Below are 19,033 nucleotides of genomic sequence, written 5' to 3'. Positions count from 1 at the left end.
ACCAGCTTGTGCGATCGCAATTGATAGTGGCTTATCTGGTTTCTTATCTGCCAATCTTATGTATGCCGCACCACAATACTGTAGCCCTCTTAAAGTCCCCTCGCCCCGTTTTTTCCTTTTTCTTCTATCTTGTACTTTCTTTTACAGCCTCTACAGCCGTTTACAGCCCTTTGCAGCCTGACACTTGCTCACTCCCCCTGCTCAATCTGCGGTTGATTGTCCAATAAGTCAAAACGCTGCATTGCCCCAATAATCAGCACTGAAAGCAGTGCGCCAACGATTAGTCCAGCAGCCAGCAGCGTTAAGAGAACTCGCTTCGTTTGCTGCTGAAAGCCCTGGAGTTTTTTATCCTCTTGTTCTGTGGAATTCCGATTTAAACCTTTACCGTTGAGCTGATACTGATCAGTTTGAGTTGGCTGACCATTCGATGTGTAGGGCGATTCATCCGGAAGTTGATTTGGCATGAGTGAGAGCAGTATGGTGTCTTTTCGCCTTTATCGTAGCGAATTCGCGTGTGTCTAATTCCTGATCCCGAAGAATGAATTGCCGTTCTGCTTAATCATTCTATAAGAAGGCAAAAGGGATGGTATGGTAGACAGCAGCATTTTTGCTTAACGTGGTGTGGTGTTGAGGTTATGCTTTCGTTTTTACCGCTGTTGGGTTTGGTAGCGAGTACACCGGCTCTGATTGATCTTGAGATGCAGCTCGTAGCCCAGGCTCAGACTGTTGTTCGGGAACAAGAGGTATATGCCTTGCCAGGAGAACTGGATGATGTTCCCGTGTTTAACAGTAATAGTCCAGAGCTGGTTCAGCAGGAAGGAATTTTGTTGTCTACCTTTCCAGGTGACGACATGGACGCTCCTGAAGCGCATTTGGACTACGTGTTTGAAGGGCGATTTGATCTGTTTGCTCACCACGTTGTGCGCAATGCCAGTCCAGGTGACATGCGTACCCTCTACCAAGGGGTCGTAATTTACAATCCCAGCGATGAACCCGTCACACTAGTGATCACGGAGGGGGCCAGCTATCTGAGTCAAGAGTCTCCTTGGCATGAGCTGGATGATACGGAACCCAATTTATTGGGAACGCAGTTTTCTGGCCCCGGTAGCCGTTTAATGAATGACATGCTGCGCGATCGCAGTCAGCGGTACTGGCTCCAAACAATCGAAATTCCGCCGGGTGAGAATCATCTGCTGATGAATGTGCCGATTCCGCTGCGGCAGCTTGATGTGGCCGTCAATGGTTCCTTAGCCGAAGGCAGTGCGCTTTTACCGCCAGCAGACTTAACCAAAGCCAACCCCAATGTGACGCGCATTAATGCTCGTTCGACGCTACTGCGACTGCGTAGTGATGGGCCGCTGCATATCGCTAGCCTGGCGATGTTTGCGCCCCTCGACGAAGATGGGATTGAACGAGTACCGAGTCTCAGCGAGTGGCTGACCCTCCTCAAAGAGGGAGATCTAGCTGGCCCTCGCGATCGGGCACCCACTGATCCGGACGATGAAGATGCAGATCCATTTTTATATGGTCGTGTGGCTGGAGTCGCTGAAGGCTCGCACTGGCAGGGAACACTGACGACCGAGGATGATCGGCTGGCGATTCCGGATGCAGGCGATCATGTTTCCTATGTCCTGAGCACCGTTGATCGCAATACGTTTGGCACAGGGCAGGTGCAAAGTGCGCCCATGCTGGTGCGCTATCCCGATACAGCTCATCGAGCCCACGGAAACTACGGTATTGAATATGATTTGGACTTGCCGCTGCACAACGATACCGATCAGTCCCAAACCGTGATGTTATCGGTGGAAACGCCGCTGCAAAATGAAGAGCTAGAAGATGGTTTGGCATTTTTGGAGCCGCCCAATCCCAATGTCTTTTTCCGGGGCACCGTCATGTTTCTCTATGAGGATGATGACGGGCGATCGCAGGTTAAGTACATCCATTTGACGCAGCGTCAGGGGCAGCAGGGCGATCCCCTAATTCAGCTCAATTTGGAACCCGATGAAACTCGGTTAGTCAAGGTACAGTTCTTATATCCTCCCGATTCAACCCCACCACAGGTGTTGACTATTTCAACCACTGAACCTCAAGCAACAACAGCCTTGGAAACCCCATAGGTGAGCACTATTGACCCTGTCCGATCCCCCTTCGTTAGTAGCAAGGTGTTGTGGTAGACATGCCTACCACAACACCTTGCCCGTTTTCTCTTTAAATAAACACCATCGGCCTATCCTTCACTTTTGCAAACGCTTCTGCCTCAAACTGATAGAGGCTTGCTGGTCGCCCAGCCCCTCGGGACGTCTTCTCACCCGTATCGGTTAAAAAACCCAGCTTCAGGAGCCGGGTACGGAAGTTGGAATAGTCAGAAAATCCTTCGCCTAGAACTGTGGTGTAAAGCTGATAGAGATCCCCCAGCGTAAACCGTTCCGGTAGTACATCAAAGGCAATGGGACTATATTCCAATTTGTTGCGTAGGCGACGATAGCCGTAGGCCACCACTTCGTTATGGTCGAATGCGAGCTGAGGAATTTGCTCTAGCGGATACCAGGCGATACCGCCCACGCCATCAGCGATTAGCTCAGCATCTTCAAACCGCACCAAGGCAAAGTAACTGACTGATAGATAACGCACTCCATAGATTTCTTCGCGGGGATCCCGATCGGGACCGCCAAAGGTATAAAGCTGTTCCAGGTAGAGATTGTGAACGCGGATTTTTTCGGATAGCACCCGATAGGCGGCATCCTCCAGCGATTCTCCTTGACGGACTAGAGTGCCGGGACAGCTCCATTGGCCAAAAAATGGATCATCATGCCGCATGACCAGCAGCACCATCAGCCGATTCTGACTGGTATCTACTGAAAAGATGACATTATCCACACCTACCTTGAAATCGGCAAGCGGCGGTTTCGTTACCGCACTGATGTTCTTTTGTTCGAGGTATCCTGGCATGCGTATAACTGATTTTGTTGAATGTAATCCTGGATGGGGGCTGTGACGCTCTCCTCGGTTCCGGCTTCTCGATAGCGGGTAGAGGAGATATCGGGGCCAACGATATCTTCAATCTGGAGTTGAGCGCCCATTTGTTCTAGCCTGTTCCGATCATGGTCGTGAATGGGATAACCAGAACGAGGAATGATTAAGAACTTAACCTGATGGACGAGATCTTCGATCCGATGCCAGCGCGGTAACTGTGGCAGCAGGTCTGACCCAATTACAAAACTAAATTCAGCCTCCGGCCAATGTGCTTTTGCTTGCTCCACAGTTGCGATCGCACGAGGATGGCTCAGTTCTGGATACAGACCGATCTTGCCAGAGGTTTGCTCGTTTAGCTCGGCAATCAGCAGCCGCAGCATAGTTTTGCGATCGGCCAGCGGTGTTTGGTGAGTTTTGAAGGGATTATCGGATGCCCAAACGGCCACAAGATCGAATCGATTGGCGAGCCACCGCAAGACCATCTGATGGCCGCGATGCGGGGGGTCGGCGCTGGTTCCGAAGAGGGCGATGTGGAGCATGGGAGTCGGAGGTTAGAGGGAGGGTAGGAGAGTGGAAGGGCTGTGAAGGGAGCAGGGGAGATGGGGGGAGTAGGGGCGAATGGCTATTCGCCCTTACGTAACCTGTTTGATTAGCTCATTAGTTTTTCGGTGTGCTGGCGGGTTTGGGTAGTGCAGGTTTCTAGAGCATCAGAAATTTGGAGGGGGTATGGGTCGGGATTATCTAGGCGGTGAATGGCTTCGGGGAGGCTGGCGACAGTGGCGGCGGTGCGCTGTGCGATCGCATCTAGTGGGTCAGGTGCTTGAATTCGCTGACCGTTTTGGTACACCAGTTGCAGCAGGGGGATTTCGTTAGCATTGGGACTTTCGTCGATCAGGGCTAAGCGATCGCCGATGGCCTTACCGTTTTGCAGTTGGCGGAAAACCTGCTTACGGCTGGGATAGGTGACTTTGTCGGTGGAGCGCTTCATGACCGGGATGCCGTCAATTTCGACGATTTTATAAACACCGTTGACGGGGTCGCCTGTGACCAGTTTGGTGCCGATACCGTAGCCATCGATCGAGGCTTCGGCCGCTTTGAGGCGGGCAATTTCCCATTCGTCGAGGTCGCCGCTGGCAAAGATGGTGATATCGGGCAACAGCGATCGCACTTTTTGGGAGAGTTCAACTAAATCACCAGAATCGAGCCGTACACCTGTTACCTGCAGTCCTTCTTCTCGCACCCGTCGCGCTAGTTCTGTGGCAGCATTTATCGTGTCGTAGGTATCAATCAGCAGCGGAGCGGTGGGAAAATAGCGCTGAAAGGCGTCAAAGGCATCGGATTCTGTGCCTGCCAAAGCAGAGAGAGACATGACGAGGGAATGGGCCATTGTGCCGCTGGGTTTACGACCCAGTTGAATGGCTGCCAGAACATTGGATGTGGAATCTAAGCCACCTGCGATCGCAGCTCGGGCTGCCCACACGGAGGCTTGGGGACTAAAGGCTCGTCGCGTCCCAAATTCGAGGATTTTGGCATCATTACCTGCGACGTGGCGCATCCGGGCGGCCCGTGTCCCAACTAGTGTTTGGTAATTAATCGTGTTTAGCACGTAGGTTTCCAAAAGCTGCGCCTGCCAAAGCGGAGCTTCAACCCGTAACAAGGGTTCATTGGGAAAAACTGCCGTTCCTTCCGGCATGGCCCAAACATCGCCGCCGAACTGAAAATCGGCTAGCTTTGCCCAAAAATCATCAGGAGCTTGATCGAAGAGGCCCGTTTCCTGTAGTGCCTGGATTTGCTGGGCGTCAAAATGAAGATGGTCGATGTAGTCCATCACTTGGGCTAGACCCATTGCAATCAGGTAGCCAAACCCATTGGGTAACTTACGCGTGAAGAGTTCGAAGCTAGCACGGCGCTGATCTAACCCTTCGCCAACGTAGCAAGCAGCCATTGTTAGCTGATACAGGTCGGTGAGCAGGCTGTAATCCTGTGGGGTAACAACGAGGGAAGGAGTCATAATGGATGTCCTCGGCGTGTAGCAAGTGATGGCAAATTGGGCGTGCGGTTGAGAAGGCGTGCGGTTGAGAAACACGCTGCCCAAAGATGCTGTTTAGATTCAGATAAAAATGCTGATCTTATTTATAGTTATAACAACCAAAATTAATCCTGTCTACCTCCATCAAGAATAAAAATGCCCGAAGTCCTTAAGCTCCTAGTTTCATTTGGCCAAGCCATTAAACGTTCAAGGCTAGAAATTAAAATGCTTCTCTGTCAGCTTTTTGAATAGATAATGCTTGGATTGGTACAAAGCAGCGTCGTAAACAGTCCGGTTCACGAGCAGATTGGCTACATGCGAGTTTTGGTTGAATTCAATAAAATACGTATGCCGATGGATAGAAATTAGTTCAAATTTTTATCGATGAGGCGTCACGCCGCAACATGTATTACATCATCTATCCCAATTTGCCGAATGAACCGAAAAATTTCGGTAGGGGCAATTAGCCGTTTGCTTCATCCAAAGAATCAAGCGGATTTGGATCCATAGCTATTCAGATATTTCAAGCCCCTATGGAAGACGGGCTCAACTGGTTTGGATTCTGCCGTATGGAGATGGCTACGATATTTTGATGGATTGAATGGCTGCTCTTTCATGTTCTGTTGGCCAAAATTGCTGGGCAAAACCGACCAACCAATCCTTGAGATGATACGTAGCGCGGCAGTCGTCTTCGTTGTAGCGGAGGATGGCTTCGAGGTAAGTGCGATCGCAAGTCTCTAGCCAGTTGGCGTACCAGCAGATGGACTGAGCCCCATTGGCATCGGCATCGCGCCAGTCAAAGCCGATCCAGCGAGCAATGTGTTTCAGCGCGTAGCTTTCGACAGGAAGCGTCACCGTTGTCGTGACAAGCTGGTGCAAATCAACAAAGCGATCGACAATCCAGTCAATGTGAGCGGGTGAGGCATCGTACTTTTCCGCTAATCGCCGCATCGTTTGGGCTTCGTAGGGGCAGAAGTGATAGATCGGTGCGTAGGGATGCCGATCAAACAGGTCAAGCAGATCCTGCCACACCTGTTCTTCTTCTGCAGCTGTTTCTGCCAGCAGCGCGTGGAAGATTTGGCGATTTTCGGCCCGGTTGACTTCTAAAACACCGTGTAGGTAGACCAGATCGTGCTCTGGTGCAGACTCAATATCAAAATATAGCTCCACATCTGCCGTGGGAAGATCTTTGGGGGCCAACGGAAAATGGGGCTGCTCGGATGTCATCGTATGGGCAATGGCTCGGTTCTCCAAGCTGGCACGGGCCTGATCGACCATTTTATGCGCCACAGGTGCGCCAAATCCCGGCATTGGGGTGAGCAGTGCCGGTGACGTAGCGGCTAAGTCAGCCAGGGTTGCGATGCCCAGCTTTTGCAACTGGGTATAGCGGCTGGGCGTTACGCCGGGAACAAGGGAGAGATGGCGATCTGCGATCGCAGTTTCGTAGCAGTGGCTATACCAGCGGCAGAGGTCGCAGCGATTATGAGCAATGAAGACTTCTGGCGCGGTGTGTGGTGTCTGAATTGTTTCGATGCAGCTTTCTAGCACCTCGTACAGCCGCGGTAAAACATCTTCTAGATTTACCGCATACCAGCGCTGTTCCCGCAAAATTAGCCAGCTTTGCTCGGGCCAGCGACGCTGAATCGCTGCCAGCAAATGAGCATGAAAGGCAGCCGTGATTTGGTAGTCCCGCTTGGGACGTTTACCATAGCGAATATCAGCCGGAACGTAGTACCAGTCACCAAAAATCGACGTGCCAGGTTGCTTGATAAGCAAATCTGGCACGCTGACTAGAGGTAAATTGTTGTCAAAACCGGGACTGATCAGGACGGCTTGAGCGATGCGTTCGGCACCCTGCTGCATCAGGCCAAACGTGGCTTCTGCGCCGGTGAGCCAGTCACCCTGCTGATATTGCGGTCGCTGGATGGGAGCCTGCTCAAAAACGGCTTGCCGATGGGCTATGCTGTCCTGTTTGATTTTGGCGAGATAATCGCTGGGTGGATCTTGCTGCTGTGGGTCGCCGTAAAGGTCAAGAAACGCTCTGCGATCGCAGCGTTGAAAATGAAAGAGAAGGTGGTGCGTGATCCAGCGCTTTGCTGTGGTCGGCAGGTCGAACAGATCAGCAATTGAAGGGGGAGAAGAGGGACAAGCCTGTAGCGATCGCAGGGGAAAGTATGAAGCCGAGATGCGGGACTCAGCTTCTCGGTCTTTAAACGGCTGGGGACTAACAGACAAGATGCTGAGGACTGATCGTCGCAGTCCGATGGACAGCCCCAAAGAAGGGAAACGGCGGTTGCCATAATCGCGACCGTTTCAACCTCCGTACCATATTTAAATTGCAGTGTAGACAGCCAACCTGCATCACAAAAGTCTTGTACTTCAGCGTATAGTTCAGAGCTTTTATATCAAAACCTAGCGGTTTCGTTAGGAATCGACTTTTCTAGAATTGACAAAATTGCCAATTTATTCCACTTATCTCAGAAGATAGCGTACTTCTACAATTTTTGCCTGTTATCCTCTACACGTCGTGATGCCGACTGATGACCATGCTGTCGATTTAGTAACGGCGAAAACCCTGTAGCTCTAGCTCCCTTGAAACAAGTTTCGCTGCTGACCTTGGGCGGCGATAGTGCCGTTAAATCAAGGTATCCAGCCATTTGGGAACATCAAATCTCAGCCTCTTATTTGGCTGATTCAGTAACCAATATCCTAGATCGAAAGGGGCATCACAAGCAGCAGAAAACTACGGTAGCGTAACTAAGCAAGTCTTAAACTTTCACAATTTGTAATACATATGCCAGCCAATATGCCAACTTCACCGACTGCTATTTCTAATTTGACCTCTCATCGTCAGCAGTTTCCGGCTCTTGCCAATAAAGCCTACTTTAACTACGGTGGCCAAGGCCCGATGCCTCAGTTAGCCCTTGATGCGATTCAGGCTGGGCATCTAGAGATTCAGCGATCTGGCCCCTTTAACGCTGAAGTGTTCCAATGGATTAGTCAGCAAACTCAAACCTTGCGGCAGGCGTTAGCCGATTTATTGGGCGTTTCTCCAGAGACAATGACGCTAACCGAAAATGTATCCGTCGGTTGCAATATTGCGCTTTGGGGGTTTGACTGGCAGGCAGGCGACCATATTTTGATCACTGACTGCGAACATCCCAGTGTCTTGGGCACGATTCAAGAACTCCAGCGGCGTTTTGACCTTGAGGTAACCACCTGCCCAATTATGGATACGCTCAATCAAGGTGATCCGGCGACGGTGATTGCAGACCATCTACAGCCTAAAACTCGCCTCGTCGCGCTTAGCCATCTGCTGTGGAATACCGGACAGGTGCTGCCGCTGACGGAAATTGTGCGAGTCTGCCACCAGCATCAAAATTATCTCGGTCAGCCAGTGCGAGTTCTTGCAGATGCGGCCCAGTCCGTCGGCTCCTTGCCGCTTGATTTAGATGCGACGGGAGTTGATTTTTATGCGTTTACGGGCCACAAGTGGCTGTGCAGTGCTGCGGGGCTGGGTGGTCTGTATGTCAGCGCCGAAGCGCGATCGCATTTGCATCCAACCTATATTGGCTGGCGTGGCCTGATCAAGAATTCGGCAGGTCATCCCACGGGCTGGAAGGATTCGGGTGAGAAGTATGAAGTGGCAACTTCTGACTATGCGCTTTATCCGGCATTGGTGAGTGCGATCGCAACTCACGATCAATGGGGACCGCCACAGAACGCTATCAGCGGATGTGCGACTTGAGCCGCTATCTTTGGCAAAAATTGCAGCAGATTCCGGCGATTCACTGTCTGCGGGAGGCCGCACCGGCAGCCGGGATTGTGTCGTTCCAAGTTCAAACTACACCCGAACGTGCGCCTGGTTTACATACGCAACTGGTCAGCCAGCTGGAACAAAATGGCTTTATGCTGCGAACCATTCTGGATCCAAACTGTGTACGAGCCTGTGTGCACTACTTCACGCTGGAATCTGAACTTGACCAGCTAGTTGAACAGATTCAGACGATTGTGGCAACGCTGGAGAAATAACGCTGGAGAAATAAGAGGATGAACTCATTTGCGGCTGCTCCGTCTGATTCAGAGTTGGTAATGCCCAAAGTCGGGGTTGTGGTGCCGACGCGCAACCGCTGGCTGAAAACACAGCGGTTTTTGAGTGCGATCGCAGATCAGACCTATCCCCACTTGCAGGTGATTATTGTAGATGCCCACTCATCGGACGGGACGCCGGAACGAGTGTGTCAGCATTTTCCCCATGTCACTGTGATTGAAGTGAGCGATCAGTGCTACTGGGCAGGCTCGACCAATGCCGGCGCGCGCCATGCTCTAGAGACCAACTGTGACTATGTTTTCACGGTTAATGACGATGCCGTTTTCGCGACCGATCACCTCGAACAGCTGGTCAGACTGGCGCAGACCCATCACTGCCTAATTTTGGGCAACCGGATTAACTACCTGGCTGAACGCGATCGCATTTGGTCACTGGGTACTTATTCCAACTGGGGCAGTGCCGCCTTTTTGACGCTGGCCTATTGTGATGTGCGAGAAGCGGATGTTCCGGCTGAAATTTGGGCGCAGCCTGTGCGGGAAGTTGAGGCGCTGCCCGGCAATGGCGTCCTGATTCATCGCAGCGTGTTTACCCGCATTGGCTTATATAATGATTGGCTGCTGCCCCACTATCATGCCGACTCTGAGCTGATGATGCGAGCGAATCGGGTTGGCATTCAGTCCTACGTGGCTCCCCATGTGGTGCTGTATAACGACTTTTCAGTTGAGCAAAAACGACTCGACTTGAAGAGCCTGCGCGGTCTAAGTTATGCACTGTTGCACAAGAAATCTCATTTATTCTTGCCACCGTTGCTGTATACCTTTGTGCGCTACTGTCCACCCAAGCAGTGGGTAAAAACGATTGGGTCACTGGGGCGACGAGCACTATCACTGCGTCAGCAGCACTCGATCTAACAGCCACTAAAAGCCAATTTTTGTGAAACGCGTGCAACGTCTGTCTTTTACAAAAATAAAATTAGTTTTCATTAGGCTTCCTGCATGGCTGCGGTATGAGGGGGTGAAGGGTTGGCAGTACCGCCGTACAGCATTCACGAAGGAAGACTATTACCGGACTCGACCTCAACGCTATGGCTTTATTCAAACGATTTCGATTCGTTGCGATCGCAGTAATGACTCTCGCAGTTGCGATCGCACTCACCAATTGTGATGGCACACCCCCGACGAGCGACAGCTCTGGCCGTGCAGGCTCAACTGCGGCGACAAGTACCTTGGTCTTTGGCTCTGCTGGTCAGCCCGTGAATTTAGAACCGGGCAACATTACCGACGGCAACTCGATCATTGTCCAGGAGCAAATTTACAATCGGCTGATTGACTTTGCACCGGGTACGGCTGAGCTAGAGCCGAATTTGGCCACCGACTGGTCAGTGTCGGATGATGGCCTGACCTGGACGCTGAATCTACAATCGGACGTACAGTTTCACGATGGCACGGAGTTTAATGCCGATGCCGTAGCCTTTAACATCAATCGCTGGTGGGATCCAGGGTTTGAGTATGGCTATCGAGACAGCGGTAAGACCTACGAAATTTGGGCGTATCTCTTCGGTGGGTTTAAAGGAACGGCAGAGTCGATTTTGCAAGAGCTGCGGGTCGTTGATCCAGATACGATTGAGTTTGTCTTAGTGCAGCCGTTTGCGGCGTTTCCGGCTGCGATCGCATCTGGCTATTTCGGTATCGCTAGCCCCACCGCGATTCAATCTGCTGGAGCTGACTATGGCACACCGTCATCCGTGGCAGTGGGTACTGGCCCATTTGTCTTTGAAGACTGGCGATCAGGCGACCGGATTACCCTCAGCGCGAATCCCGACTATTGGAAAGCCGATTTGCCCAAAGTGGAACAGCTGGTGATCACGTTTGTCGAAGATCCGGCGGCACGTCTAGCCCAGCTGCGGGCGGGCACGATTGACTTTACAGTTGAGCTGACGCCCGATCAGCAAGCTGAAATCAATACCGATAGCAATCTGGAAGCGGTTTTACGACCTTCGTTCAACGTCGGGTATTTATCGCTTAATCCCGGTTATGAACCGCTGGCGATACCAGCCGTGCGGCAGGCAATTGCTCAAGCCATTAATAAAACCGAAATTGTTGAAGCGTTCTGGCAGGGACTTGGTCAAACTGACGGCCATTTCACGCCGCCCTCAATGACTGATTATCAGTCCGATAGCGTAACGGATTATGAGTATAATCCCGAAGCGGCGCAACAGGCATTGGCAGATGCGGGTTATGCGAACGGTTTTGATTTAGACCTGTGGTACATGCCCGTCAGTCGCCCCTATTTCCCAAATCCCAAGCCGATTGCTGAAGCCTTTGCGGCTGAACTAAGCGCCATTGGCATCAACGTTAATCTGCAAACCAAAGACTGGGGCGCGTACCTAGAAGACCGCAATACGCCACCCGGTTTCCAGTCGTTTATGCTGGGCTGGACTGGTGACTATGGCGACCCGGACAACTTCTACTATGCTCACTTTGGGCCGGGAGCGACGGCTGACTTGAGCAACTGGAGCAATCCCCGCGTGGTGGAACTCCTCAATCAGGCACGGGCTGAAAGCGATGAAGCAGCTCGACAAGAGTATTACGCCGAAGTAGACGAAATCTTATTTGAAGAAGCGGTGCGAATTCCCATCGTTCACTCACAGCCGCTGCTGGCTCAACGTTCAACCATAGAAGGCTGGGTGCCTAGTCCTCTCGGTTCCGAACCCTTTGAAACCGTTGAGAAAAACTAAAGCAAAAGGGACGCGGATACCGCGTCCCTTTTCGTTACCGTAAGTTTCTAGGGCATTAGTGCTGACGTGCGCCAATCAAGGCGGGTTCTTTGGCGGACCGAATCAACACGTTGCCATCATCATCGAGATCTGCAACGGCTGTATCACCGTCGTTGACGCGACCTTCTAGCAGGGCTTCTGCTAGATTGTCTTCGATGAGACGTGCGATCGCACGGCGGAGCGGACGAGCGCCATAACTCGGATCATACCCTTCAGCAATAATCCGCTCTTTCATAGCATCGCTGACTTCCAGCGTGATATTGCGATCGGTGATATTGTTCATCACCTGATCCAGCAGCAGATCGGCAATTTGAGTCACCTCTGGCTTGGTCAACTGACGGAAGACAATGATCTCATCCAGTCGATTGAGGAACTCAGGTCGGAAGTACTGCTTTAGCTCCTCATTCACTTTTTCTTGGATACGGCGATACTGAGTTTCAGAGGCATCCAAATCGGTGAAGTCAAAGCCAATACCACCGCCACCCTTCTCGATGACGCGGGAACCGATGTTGGAGGTCATGATTACAATCGTGTTCTTAAAGCTGACCACGCGCCCCTTAGCGTCTGTCAGGCGGCCATCATCGAGCAGTTGCAGCAGCGTGTTGAACACGTCTGGATGCGCTTTCTCGATTTCGTCGAGCAGCAGCACTGTGTAAGGCCGACGACGGACGGCTTCTGTGAGCTGACCACCTTCGTCATAGCCGACAAATCCCGGCGGCGAACCAATCAGCTTGGATACCGTATGGCGCTCCATGAATTCGGACATGTCGAGGCGAATCATCGCGTCCTCTGAGCCGAAGACAGCAGCGGCTACGGCTTTGGTTAGCTCGGTTTTGCCCACACCTGTAGGGCCAGAGAAGATAAAGCTGGCGATTGGCCGCTCTGGATTGCCCAAGCCTGTGCGAGCCCGGCGGATGGAGCGAGCTACCGCAGAGACAGCCTCATTCTGTCCGATTAGGCGCTCATGCAGCGTATCTTCCAAATGCAGCAGCATGGCTGATTCAGATTCTGTCAACCGCGTAACGGGAACGCCTGTCCAAGAAGCGACGATGTGAGCGATGTCCTCTTCGTCCACTACGGGCATGACTTGAGGTGGAGCTTCTGAGGCTTGAGTCTCAGCCTGGATCTGGCCTTGCAGTTCAATTTCGCGATCGCGCAGTTCGCTGGCTTTCTCAAAGTCTTGCACCTGCACGGCTGTGTTCAGTTCCTTAGCGACTTTACGCAGATCGCGCCGCAGTTCGCCTTTAGCGGACTTCTTCGCGTGGCGTAAGCGGACGCGCGAACCCGCTTCATCAATCAGGTCAATTGCCTTATCGGGCAGAAAGCGATCGGTGATGTAGCGGTCAGCCAGCTTGACGGCGGCGTCTAAGGCTTCATTGGAGATGGTTAAGCGGTGATGCTGTTCGTAGCGACCTCTGAGACCGTAGAGAATCTCCAGGGTTTCCTGGGCCGTCGGCTCACCCACTTTTACAGGCTGGAAGCGGCGCTCTAGGGCTGCGTCACGCTCAAAGTGCTGGCGGTACTCATCTAGCGTCGTGGCACCAATGCACTGGAGTTCACCTCGTGCTAAAGCGGGCTTCAGCATGTTTGATGCGTCTAAACCACCGTCTAGCGAACCTGCTCCAACCAAGGTATGAATCTCGTCAATCACCAAAATGATGTTGCCAGATTCGCGTACCTCACTCAGAACTTTGGTCAGACGCTCTTCAAAATCGCCCCGGAAGCGGGTACCAGAAACCAGCAGACCCATATCAAGCTGGATTACCTGCTTATCCTGCATGGTTTCGGGGACATCTTGATTGATAATCCGCTGGGCTAGTCCTTCTGCGATCGCAGTTTTACCGACGCCAGGTTCACCAATCAAGATGGGATTATTCTTGGTGCGTCGGCCTAGAATCTGGATGACGCGCTCAATTTCTTTTTGACGACCCACAACGGGATCTAATTTGCCTTGAGCGGCTTTTTCAGTGAGATCGACTCCGAACTCCGCCAAAACTTTGTTGGAGCGCTGACTACGCCCAAATGGGTTGCGTTGTTCTGCGCGACTACCGACAGCAGCCGTTGCCGGTTCTTCGCCAATAGCTTGAATCACCTGGCGTCGCACTTCTGCTAGTTCTACGCCCAGATTCTGCATCACCCGAGCGGCTACCGTTTCTGGATCGCGAGTTAGTCCTAGCAGCAAATGCTCAGGCCCAATGTAGCGATGATCCAGCCGACGCGATTCCTCAACAGCCTGCTCAAAAATTCGCTTAGCTTTGGGAGTGAAGGGAATTTCGGAGGGGACGCGTCCCGCGCCGCGACCAATGATGCTCTCAACTTCGACCCTGGCAGCTTCTAAGCGTACCCCCAGTCGGTCGAGCACTTGAGACGCAATCCCATTTGAGACGCTGATTAAACCAAGTAAAACTTGCTCTGTTCCCACAAAATTGTGACCAAGTCGCCGAGCCTCCTCCTGTGCCTTCATGACGACTGCTATTGCTTTGTCTGTGAAGTATTCAAACATTCGTTAGATATCCTCAGCCGATGTTGCTACAGGCTGTTGGCGAGAGGCCAAGCACGCCTTTATATGTTCTTAAGCGCTTGTAACTATTTGTAACTGTCTAAAACTAATCTACTAAGATTTCTCTGGAACTGGCAGTAGGGAGAACCGTATTCGCCAGCCACTGGGTCTTAGATGGGTCTTGGATAGGTGATTTAAGTGGATATTAATTTGGATATAACCCAGATTTAATTCAGGTTATGGCCTATTACAGACAGTTTCCGTCGCAGATGACAGTTCCGATAACACGCTTACCTGTGTTTCTGTTCATATTCTCGGGGATCAGCCTGGACATTCAAATCCCCTGTTGGACATAATCAGCAGCATTCCTTAGCTTGCCTGGGGTGAAATTTGACATTAATTTATGTAAATTGTTGCTTTGGGTTCACATTATATAAGTAATGTTTCATATCGCCCAGTCGCTTAGTTGGGCAGTTCTCAAAAACTTTAACAAGTTGGGTGCCGATCAGTCGCATGCAGTGCAGTTTCAGTGTATGAGGTGATGAATAATACTGTGCTAGTGGCGCTAGTGTTACCGCTAGTCAGCGTGCATGATGCTGTTTTGGAATGTTCATCTACTTCATATGACAACTTGCGATCGCAATTCTTGTTCTCATCGTATCTACCCGAATCCCAACTATCCTGTTCATCCCGAACCTAAACCCCAATCTACTCAATCTATGGGGTCTATCGGGCAATTCAGCCGCTTATCCTCTACATCAGTCTTGCTGTTGCTATTTACGATTGGCATCCTGCTGGCTTGCGGCTCCAGCGTTGTGGCTCAAACCGCAGATATCTTGGAACCCGAAGTCGCTGAAGGTGTGGAAAGCTGGCGCGTTGTCGTTGATACTCTGTGGGTCTTGTTCGCGGGTATTTTGGTCTTCTTTATGAATGCGGGATTCTGCATGTTGGAGACGGGATTCTGTCGCAGTAAAAACGCTGTTAATCTGCTGGCCAAAAACCTGATTGTATTCGCCCTGTCCACTATTGCCTACTGGTCAATTGGTTTCGCCATTATGTTTGGCAACGGCACGCCCTTCTTCGGAGCCAATGGCTTTTTCCTCGGTGGACTCGACAACAGCCCCGCTACAGGAGCTGACTACGAAGGCGTATTTGCCGCATTAGACTGGGTCAGTATTCCGCTCAATGCCAAGTTTTTCTTTCAGCTCGCCTTTGCGGGAACAGCCGCCACCATCGTTTCTGGAGCCGTGGCCGAGCGGGTAAAATTCATCAGCTTTGTCATCTTCAGCTTAATTCTGGTGGGTATCTCGTACCCGATCACCGGACACTGGGTTTGGGGCGGCGGCTGGCTGTCGGAACTGGGCTTTTCAGATTTTGCGGGTTCAACGGTCGTCCATTCCGTCGGTGGCTGTGCCGGACTGGTCGGTGCGATCTTGCTGGGTGCCCGCTACGGTCGCTATCAGGGCCAAAACAGCATTGCCATGCCGGGGCATAACTTGGCGATTTCGACTCTGGGCTGTCTCATCCTCTGGCTGGGCTGGTTTGGCTTTAACCCCGGTTCCACCATGTCCGCTGACCCCGAAGCCATTAGCCACATTATTTTGACCACCAATATGGCTGCTGCTACAGGTGGACTGAGTGCCGCCATCACCTCGTGGATTTATCTCGGCAAGCCTGACCTAACCATGATTATTAACGGCGTTCTGGCTGGTCTGGTTGGCATTACCGCTTCCTGCGCTTTTGTCGCCATCGGTAGTGCAGCCGTGATTGGCTTAATCGCAGGCATCATCGTCGTTTTTTCCGTGACAACCGTCGATCAATTGAAAGTGGACGATCCGGTGGGAGCCATCTCCGTCCACCTAATCTGCGGCATTTGGGGCACCCTGGCCGTTGGTCTGTTCAGCGTTGGCCCCGGCATCTACTCCTGGTATAGCGATGGCCCGCTCGCAGGTCTATTGTTCGGCGGTGGACTACAGCAGTTGTTCGCTCAGTTGGTGGGTGCGATCGCGGTTTTTGGCTTTACTGCCGTCACGAGTCTGATTGTTTGGTTAGCCCTAAAAGTCACCATCGGCATCCGGCTGTCCACAATTGAGGAAGTACGCGGTTTAGACATCAGTGAGCACGGCATGGAGGCGTACGGCGGGTTCTTTGAGGATTTCTTTGAGGCGAGGAAGATGCAGTAGGGGTGAGGCGTAAAGCGCTGTAGAGGAGTTGAGGGAACTATGAAGGGGGAGTGGGAGGGTAGGAGGGTGGATGAGTGGATGAGCGGGAGAGGTAGGGGCGCTGTTAGGCAGAGCGAAATGGAGCCGAACTGCATCAGTCATCTATGGCCTTTACGGCCCATCTACTCACCTACCCATCTACCCTCCTACTCATCCACCCCATCACTCCTCACTCTCTAGACGGCGGTGGCTGCAACGCAGTCTTGTTAGCGTCAATCACCACTCGCAGGCGCATCGGCAGGTTGGAATCTTGGCCGAGGGCTTCGCGGGAGAGGCCGGAGATGAGGATTTGGTCTTGCAGTTGCTGGAGCTGATTGTGGGTTTCGTGTAAGCGATCGCAACTGGCATGTAGATGCTGCGTGGTGATCTGGCGGTACTCGTCGGTTTTGACCTGTTCGAGGGCGTTAAGTGATTCTACGACTTGGTCGAAGAGTCCCAAGACGGTATACAGGGTTTCGACTAAATCAGATGACAAGGTAGGGCTGCGCTGAGCGATACCTGTAGCATATTGGTGGCAGGCTTGCGTCCAGCGGTAGGAGTCGAGCCATTCGCGGCGTTTGGTTTGGCTGGGAGAGGTTTTGGTTTCGAGTGCTTTGAGTCGGGCAAAGAAGACATCGGCATCCAGCACGTTTACTTCGTTGGAGAAGTTCTGAGGCCGCAGTCGCCGAAACCAGAGGCCGATCATAGCAAGTGAGATCGCGCCTCCGATCAAAATGACTAATGGTCTAGTGCCAACCCACACCAGCAAAGCTAAATAGCCTAAACCCGCTCCAACGAGGAGCAAGTAGGTTTGGGGTAAGCGAAAGGCGCGCTGCCAAAAAGAACTCATGTTGGTCTCGTAACTCACTCGGACGATCGATCTAGTTAGTCTAATTAGAGCTTATCCCAGAATTTTGAGTGAGGAGTGGATGAGTGGGAGGGTAGATGGGTGGATGGGTAGGTGGGCTGTAAAGGGGTTTGAGGCTGTAAGGGGAGGTCAAGGGAGTCGAGGGTGGTTTCTCAGTAGGTTGGGTTGAGCACCGCAAAAACCGACACCATCGATGGTTTGCTGGGTTACGCTAGCGCTTTGGTTTAGTCATGCCCATAGGGTAATATCCAGCCTGACTGTAGAGGGTGGTGTGCGACAACAAAAAAGACTGAACACTCTTGTTCAGCCTTTTTCAAACTCTTTTTATACTCAAATCTTACAGTTGGTGCCGAAAGCGAATTTGCTTAGAAAAGCTTTAATCTTTTGCGAAAGACCAGTGTCGCTGAACTTTCGTAAAAATTAGGCTCAGGTTTATATCAGCGGATTAGATCGCTTCCAAGTTCTTTTCACCTGTCCGAATCCGCACAATCTCATCTACAGGGCTGATGAAGATTTTGCCGTCTCCGATTTCGCCTGTACGAGCGGCGGCGATTACCTTATCGACCACCATATCGACTTGGTCTTCTTCCACGACAATCTCGACTTTGAGTTTCTGCAAAAACTCAACGGTATATTCAGAACCGCGATACCGTTCGGTTTGACCTTTCTGACGACCAAAACCACGCACCTCAGACACTGTCATACCCACAATGCCAGCATTAACGAGGGCGATTTTGACCTCGTCTAGCTTAAAAGGACGAATAATAGCTTCGATTTTTTTCATATGGCCCTTGAAGCTCCTGAATTATCGTATTTTTCCATGCTCACTAGCACAACCGTTTCTAGCACTGTCGGCTAGGAGCATTTTGTTGCAACGATTACGTTTTCCCTCAGAGATTATCATTAGTCTCTGGATTTGTCTCCCAGAGCTACGTCAATGAGGTGCCGCGAATCTCATCCAGCTTGGCGCGAACGGCCTGAATATCTTGCCACATCAGCCATTTGGGCTTGCCCTTCTCACGAGATGGGTTCCGCAGTAGGTAAGCGGGGTGAAAAATCGGCATGCAGAGCCGTCCCTCCCATTCAAGCCACTGACCGCGAATTTTGGTAATGCCGCGCTTCTCGCCGATTAAGCCTTTGGCGGCGGTTGCGCCCGTCAGCAGAATAATTTTGGGATCAACCATGCGAATTTGCTCCATCAGATAGGGCAGACAGGCCGCAGATTCATCAGCTGTGGGAGTGCGGTTGCCGGGGGGACGGCACTTAACGATGTTGCAGATGTATACGTCTTTTGAGCTATCCAACTGCACCGCTGCCAGAATTTTTTCCAGCAGTTGTCCCGCCCGTCCGACAAAGGGCTGTCCGGTTTCGTCCTCGTTTTGGCCTGGGCCTTCGCCGACGATCATGATCGGCGCACTGGGGCTACCGCGACCGACAACGGCATAGGTGCGGGTTGCGCCCAAATCGCAGCGATGGCACATATTGCAGTGAACGACAATCTGCTCTAGGTCATCGTAGGTACCCGCTGGGATGGGGACGCTGGCGCTAGTGGGAATTTGATCCAGGTCGATGTCGGTGGGGGATACGGCGGTTTCTGAAGCGCCAAATAGATTAATTTGTTCGTCAGCCATGAGT

The 19,033-nt window shown here is 51.8% G+C and carries 15 protein-coding genes; 6 read left to right on the top strand and 9 right to left on the bottom strand.

The features are described 5' to 3' along the window. Positions 1-188: 188 nt before the first annotated feature. Positions 189-464: a hypothetical protein gene (locus tag AC286M_RS13595; RefSeq protein ID WP_488204901.1), complete on the bottom strand. Its 276-nt coding sequence runs from the start codon at positions 462-464 to the stop codon at positions 189-191. A gap of 171 nt (positions 465-635) precedes the next feature. Between AC286M_RS13595 and AC286M_RS13590 the strand changes: the two genes are divergently transcribed. Continuing rightward, positions 636-2,117, top strand: coding sequence for a DUF3370 domain-containing protein (locus AC286M_RS13590; RefSeq protein ID WP_488204900.1), 1,482 nt, complete (start codon positions 636-638; stop codon positions 2,115-2,117). 91 nt (positions 2,118-2,208) lie between these two features. On the opposite strand, the gene AC286M_RS13585 is transcribed toward AC286M_RS13590, so the two are convergent. The 4 genes from AC286M_RS13585 to AC286M_RS13570 all read right to left on the bottom strand — a co-directional run bounded on the left by AC286M_RS13585 (position 2,209) and on the right by AC286M_RS13570 (position 7,237). Further along, a complete protein-coding gene (locus AC286M_RS13585) occupies positions 2,209-2,949 on the bottom strand; it encodes an NUDIX hydrolase (RefSeq protein WP_488204899.1) in 741 nt (246 codons plus the stop codon). After that, positions 2,910-3,512 carry a nicotinate-nucleotide adenylyltransferase gene (locus AC286M_RS13580; protein ID WP_488204898.1) on the bottom strand — a complete coding sequence of 201 codons (603 nt, stop codon included), beginning with the start codon at positions 3,510-3,512 and terminating at the stop codon, positions 2,910-2,912. Before AC286M_RS13580 ends, AC286M_RS13585 begins: the two co-directional genes overlap by 40 nt. 110 nt (positions 3,513-3,622) lie before the next feature. Then, positions 3,623-4,984: a nicotinate phosphoribosyltransferase gene (locus AC286M_RS13575; protein WP_488204897.1), complete on the bottom strand. Its 1,362-nt coding sequence runs from the start codon at positions 4,982-4,984 to the stop codon at positions 3,623-3,625. A gap of 597 nt (positions 4,985-5,581) precedes the next feature. Beyond that, positions 5,582-7,237 carry a TM0106 family RecB-like putative nuclease gene (locus AC286M_RS13570; protein WP_488204896.1) on the bottom strand — a complete coding sequence of 552 codons (1,656 nt, stop codon included), beginning with the start codon at positions 7,235-7,237 and terminating at the stop codon, positions 5,582-5,584. Positions 7,238-7,808: 571 nt separating this feature from the next. Between AC286M_RS13570 and AC286M_RS13565 the strand changes: the two genes are divergently transcribed. From AC286M_RS13565 to AC286M_RS13550, 4 genes are all read left to right on the top strand, one after another. Next, on the top strand, positions 7,809-8,750 hold the full coding sequence (locus tag AC286M_RS13565) for an aminotransferase class V-fold PLP-dependent enzyme (RefSeq protein ID WP_488204895.1): 942 nt from the start codon (positions 7,809-7,811) through the stop codon (positions 8,748-8,750). Beyond that, a complete protein-coding gene (locus AC286M_RS13560) occupies positions 8,708-9,034 on the top strand; it encodes an aminotransferase class V-fold PLP-dependent enzyme (protein ID WP_488204894.1) in 327 nt (108 codons plus the stop codon). Before AC286M_RS13565 ends, AC286M_RS13560 begins: the two co-directional genes overlap by 43 nt. Before the next feature lie 18 nt (positions 9,035-9,052). Then, positions 9,053-9,964 (top strand): glycosyltransferase family 2 protein, encoded by a 912-nt coding sequence (locus AC286M_RS13555; protein ID WP_488204893.1) that lies wholly within the window; start codon positions 9,053-9,055, stop codon positions 9,962-9,964. A 173-nt stretch (positions 9,965-10,137) separates the two neighbouring features. Then, positions 10,138-11,790: an ABC transporter substrate-binding protein gene (locus AC286M_RS13550; RefSeq protein ID WP_488204892.1), complete on the top strand. Its 1,653-nt coding sequence runs from the start codon at positions 10,138-10,140 to the stop codon at positions 11,788-11,790. Between the two features lie 55 nt (positions 11,791-11,845). On the opposite strand, the gene AC286M_RS13545 is transcribed toward AC286M_RS13550, so the two are convergent. Then, the gene (locus tag AC286M_RS13545) at positions 11,846-14,332 is read right to left on the bottom strand and encodes an ATP-dependent Clp protease ATP-binding subunit (RefSeq protein WP_488204891.1); all 2,487 of its coding nucleotides are present in this window, start codon (positions 14,330-14,332) and stop codon (positions 11,846-11,848) included. A gap of 716 nt (positions 14,333-15,048) precedes the next feature. Here AC286M_RS13545 and AC286M_RS13540 point away from each other — a divergent pair. Continuing rightward, the gene (locus AC286M_RS13540) at positions 15,049-16,512 is read left to right on the top strand and encodes an ammonium transporter (RefSeq protein WP_488204890.1); all 1,464 of its coding nucleotides are present in this window, start codon (positions 15,049-15,051) and stop codon (positions 16,510-16,512) included. Positions 16,513-16,720: 208 nt separating this feature from the next. On the opposite strand, the gene AC286M_RS13535 is transcribed toward AC286M_RS13540, so the two are convergent. From AC286M_RS13535 to AC286M_RS13525, 3 genes are all read right to left on the bottom strand, one after another. Next, positions 16,721-17,380, bottom strand: a complete 660-nt coding sequence (locus tag AC286M_RS13535; protein ID WP_488204889.1) for a hypothetical protein — start codon at positions 17,378-17,380, stop codon at positions 16,721-16,723. A 463-nt stretch (positions 17,381-17,843) separates the two neighbouring features. Next, a complete protein-coding gene (locus AC286M_RS13530) occupies positions 17,844-18,182 on the bottom strand; it encodes a P-II family nitrogen regulator (RefSeq protein ID WP_488204888.1) in 339 nt (112 codons plus the stop codon). Positions 18,183-18,327: 145 nt separating this feature from the next. Beyond that, the gene (locus tag AC286M_RS13525) at positions 18,328-19,029 is read right to left on the bottom strand and encodes a uracil-DNA glycosylase (protein ID WP_488204887.1); all 702 of its coding nucleotides are present in this window, start codon (positions 19,027-19,029) and stop codon (positions 18,328-18,330) included. Between the last annotated feature and the right edge of the window lie 4 nt (positions 19,030-19,033).

Source organism: Thainema salinarum CENA647, from assembly GCF_057732415.1.
Note: the sequence above shows the minus strand (reverse complement) of the source record. Positions and strands in the feature narration are given on the sequence as shown.

Excerpts from the sequence above, each read along its gene's own strand:
- AC286M_RS13545 (WP_488204891.1), bottom strand. The coding sequence starts at position 14,332 with ATGTTTGAATACTTCACAGACAAAGCAATAGCAGTCGTCATGAAGGCA.
- AC286M_RS13540 (WP_488204890.1), top strand. The coding sequence starts at position 15,049 with ATGGGGTCTATCGGGCAATTCAGCCGCTTATCCTCTACATCAGTCTTG.
- AC286M_RS13530 (WP_488204888.1), bottom strand. The coding sequence starts at position 18,182 with ATGAAAAAAATCGAAGCTATTATTCGTCCTTTTAAGCTAGACGAGGTC.
- AC286M_RS13575 (WP_488204897.1), bottom strand. The coding sequence starts at position 4,984 with ATGACTCCTTCCCTCGTTGTTACCCCACAGGATTACAGCCTGCTCACC.
- AC286M_RS13565 (WP_488204895.1), top strand. The coding sequence starts at position 7,809 with ATGCCAACTTCACCGACTGCTATTTCTAATTTGACCTCTCATCGTCAG.
- AC286M_RS13585 (WP_488204899.1), bottom strand. The coding sequence starts at position 2,949 with ATGCCAGGATACCTCGAACAAAAGAACATCAGTGCGGTAACGAAACCG.
- AC286M_RS13595 (WP_488204901.1), bottom strand. The coding sequence starts at position 464 with ATGCCAAATCAACTTCCGGATGAATCGCCCTACACATCGAATGGTCAG.
- AC286M_RS13550 (WP_488204892.1), top strand. The coding sequence starts at position 10,138 with ATGGCTTTATTCAAACGATTTCGATTCGTTGCGATCGCAGTAATGACT.
- AC286M_RS13555 (WP_488204893.1), top strand. The coding sequence starts at position 9,053 with ATGAACTCATTTGCGGCTGCTCCGTCTGATTCAGAGTTGGTAATGCCC.
- AC286M_RS13560 (WP_488204894.1), top strand. The coding sequence starts at position 8,708 with ATGGGGACCGCCACAGAACGCTATCAGCGGATGTGCGACTTGAGCCGC.
- AC286M_RS13580 (WP_488204898.1), bottom strand. The coding sequence starts at position 3,512 with ATGCTCCACATCGCCCTCTTCGGAACCAGCGCCGACCCCCCGCATCGC.
- AC286M_RS13590 (WP_488204900.1), top strand. The coding sequence starts at position 636 with ATGCTTTCGTTTTTACCGCTGTTGGGTTTGGTAGCGAGTACACCGGCT.
- AC286M_RS13535 (WP_488204889.1), bottom strand. The coding sequence starts at position 17,380 with ATGAGTTCTTTTTGGCAGCGCGCCTTTCGCTTACCCCAAACCTACTTG.
- AC286M_RS13525 (WP_488204887.1), bottom strand. The coding sequence starts at position 19,029 with ATGGCTGACGAACAAATTAATCTATTTGGCGCTTCAGAAACCGCCGTA.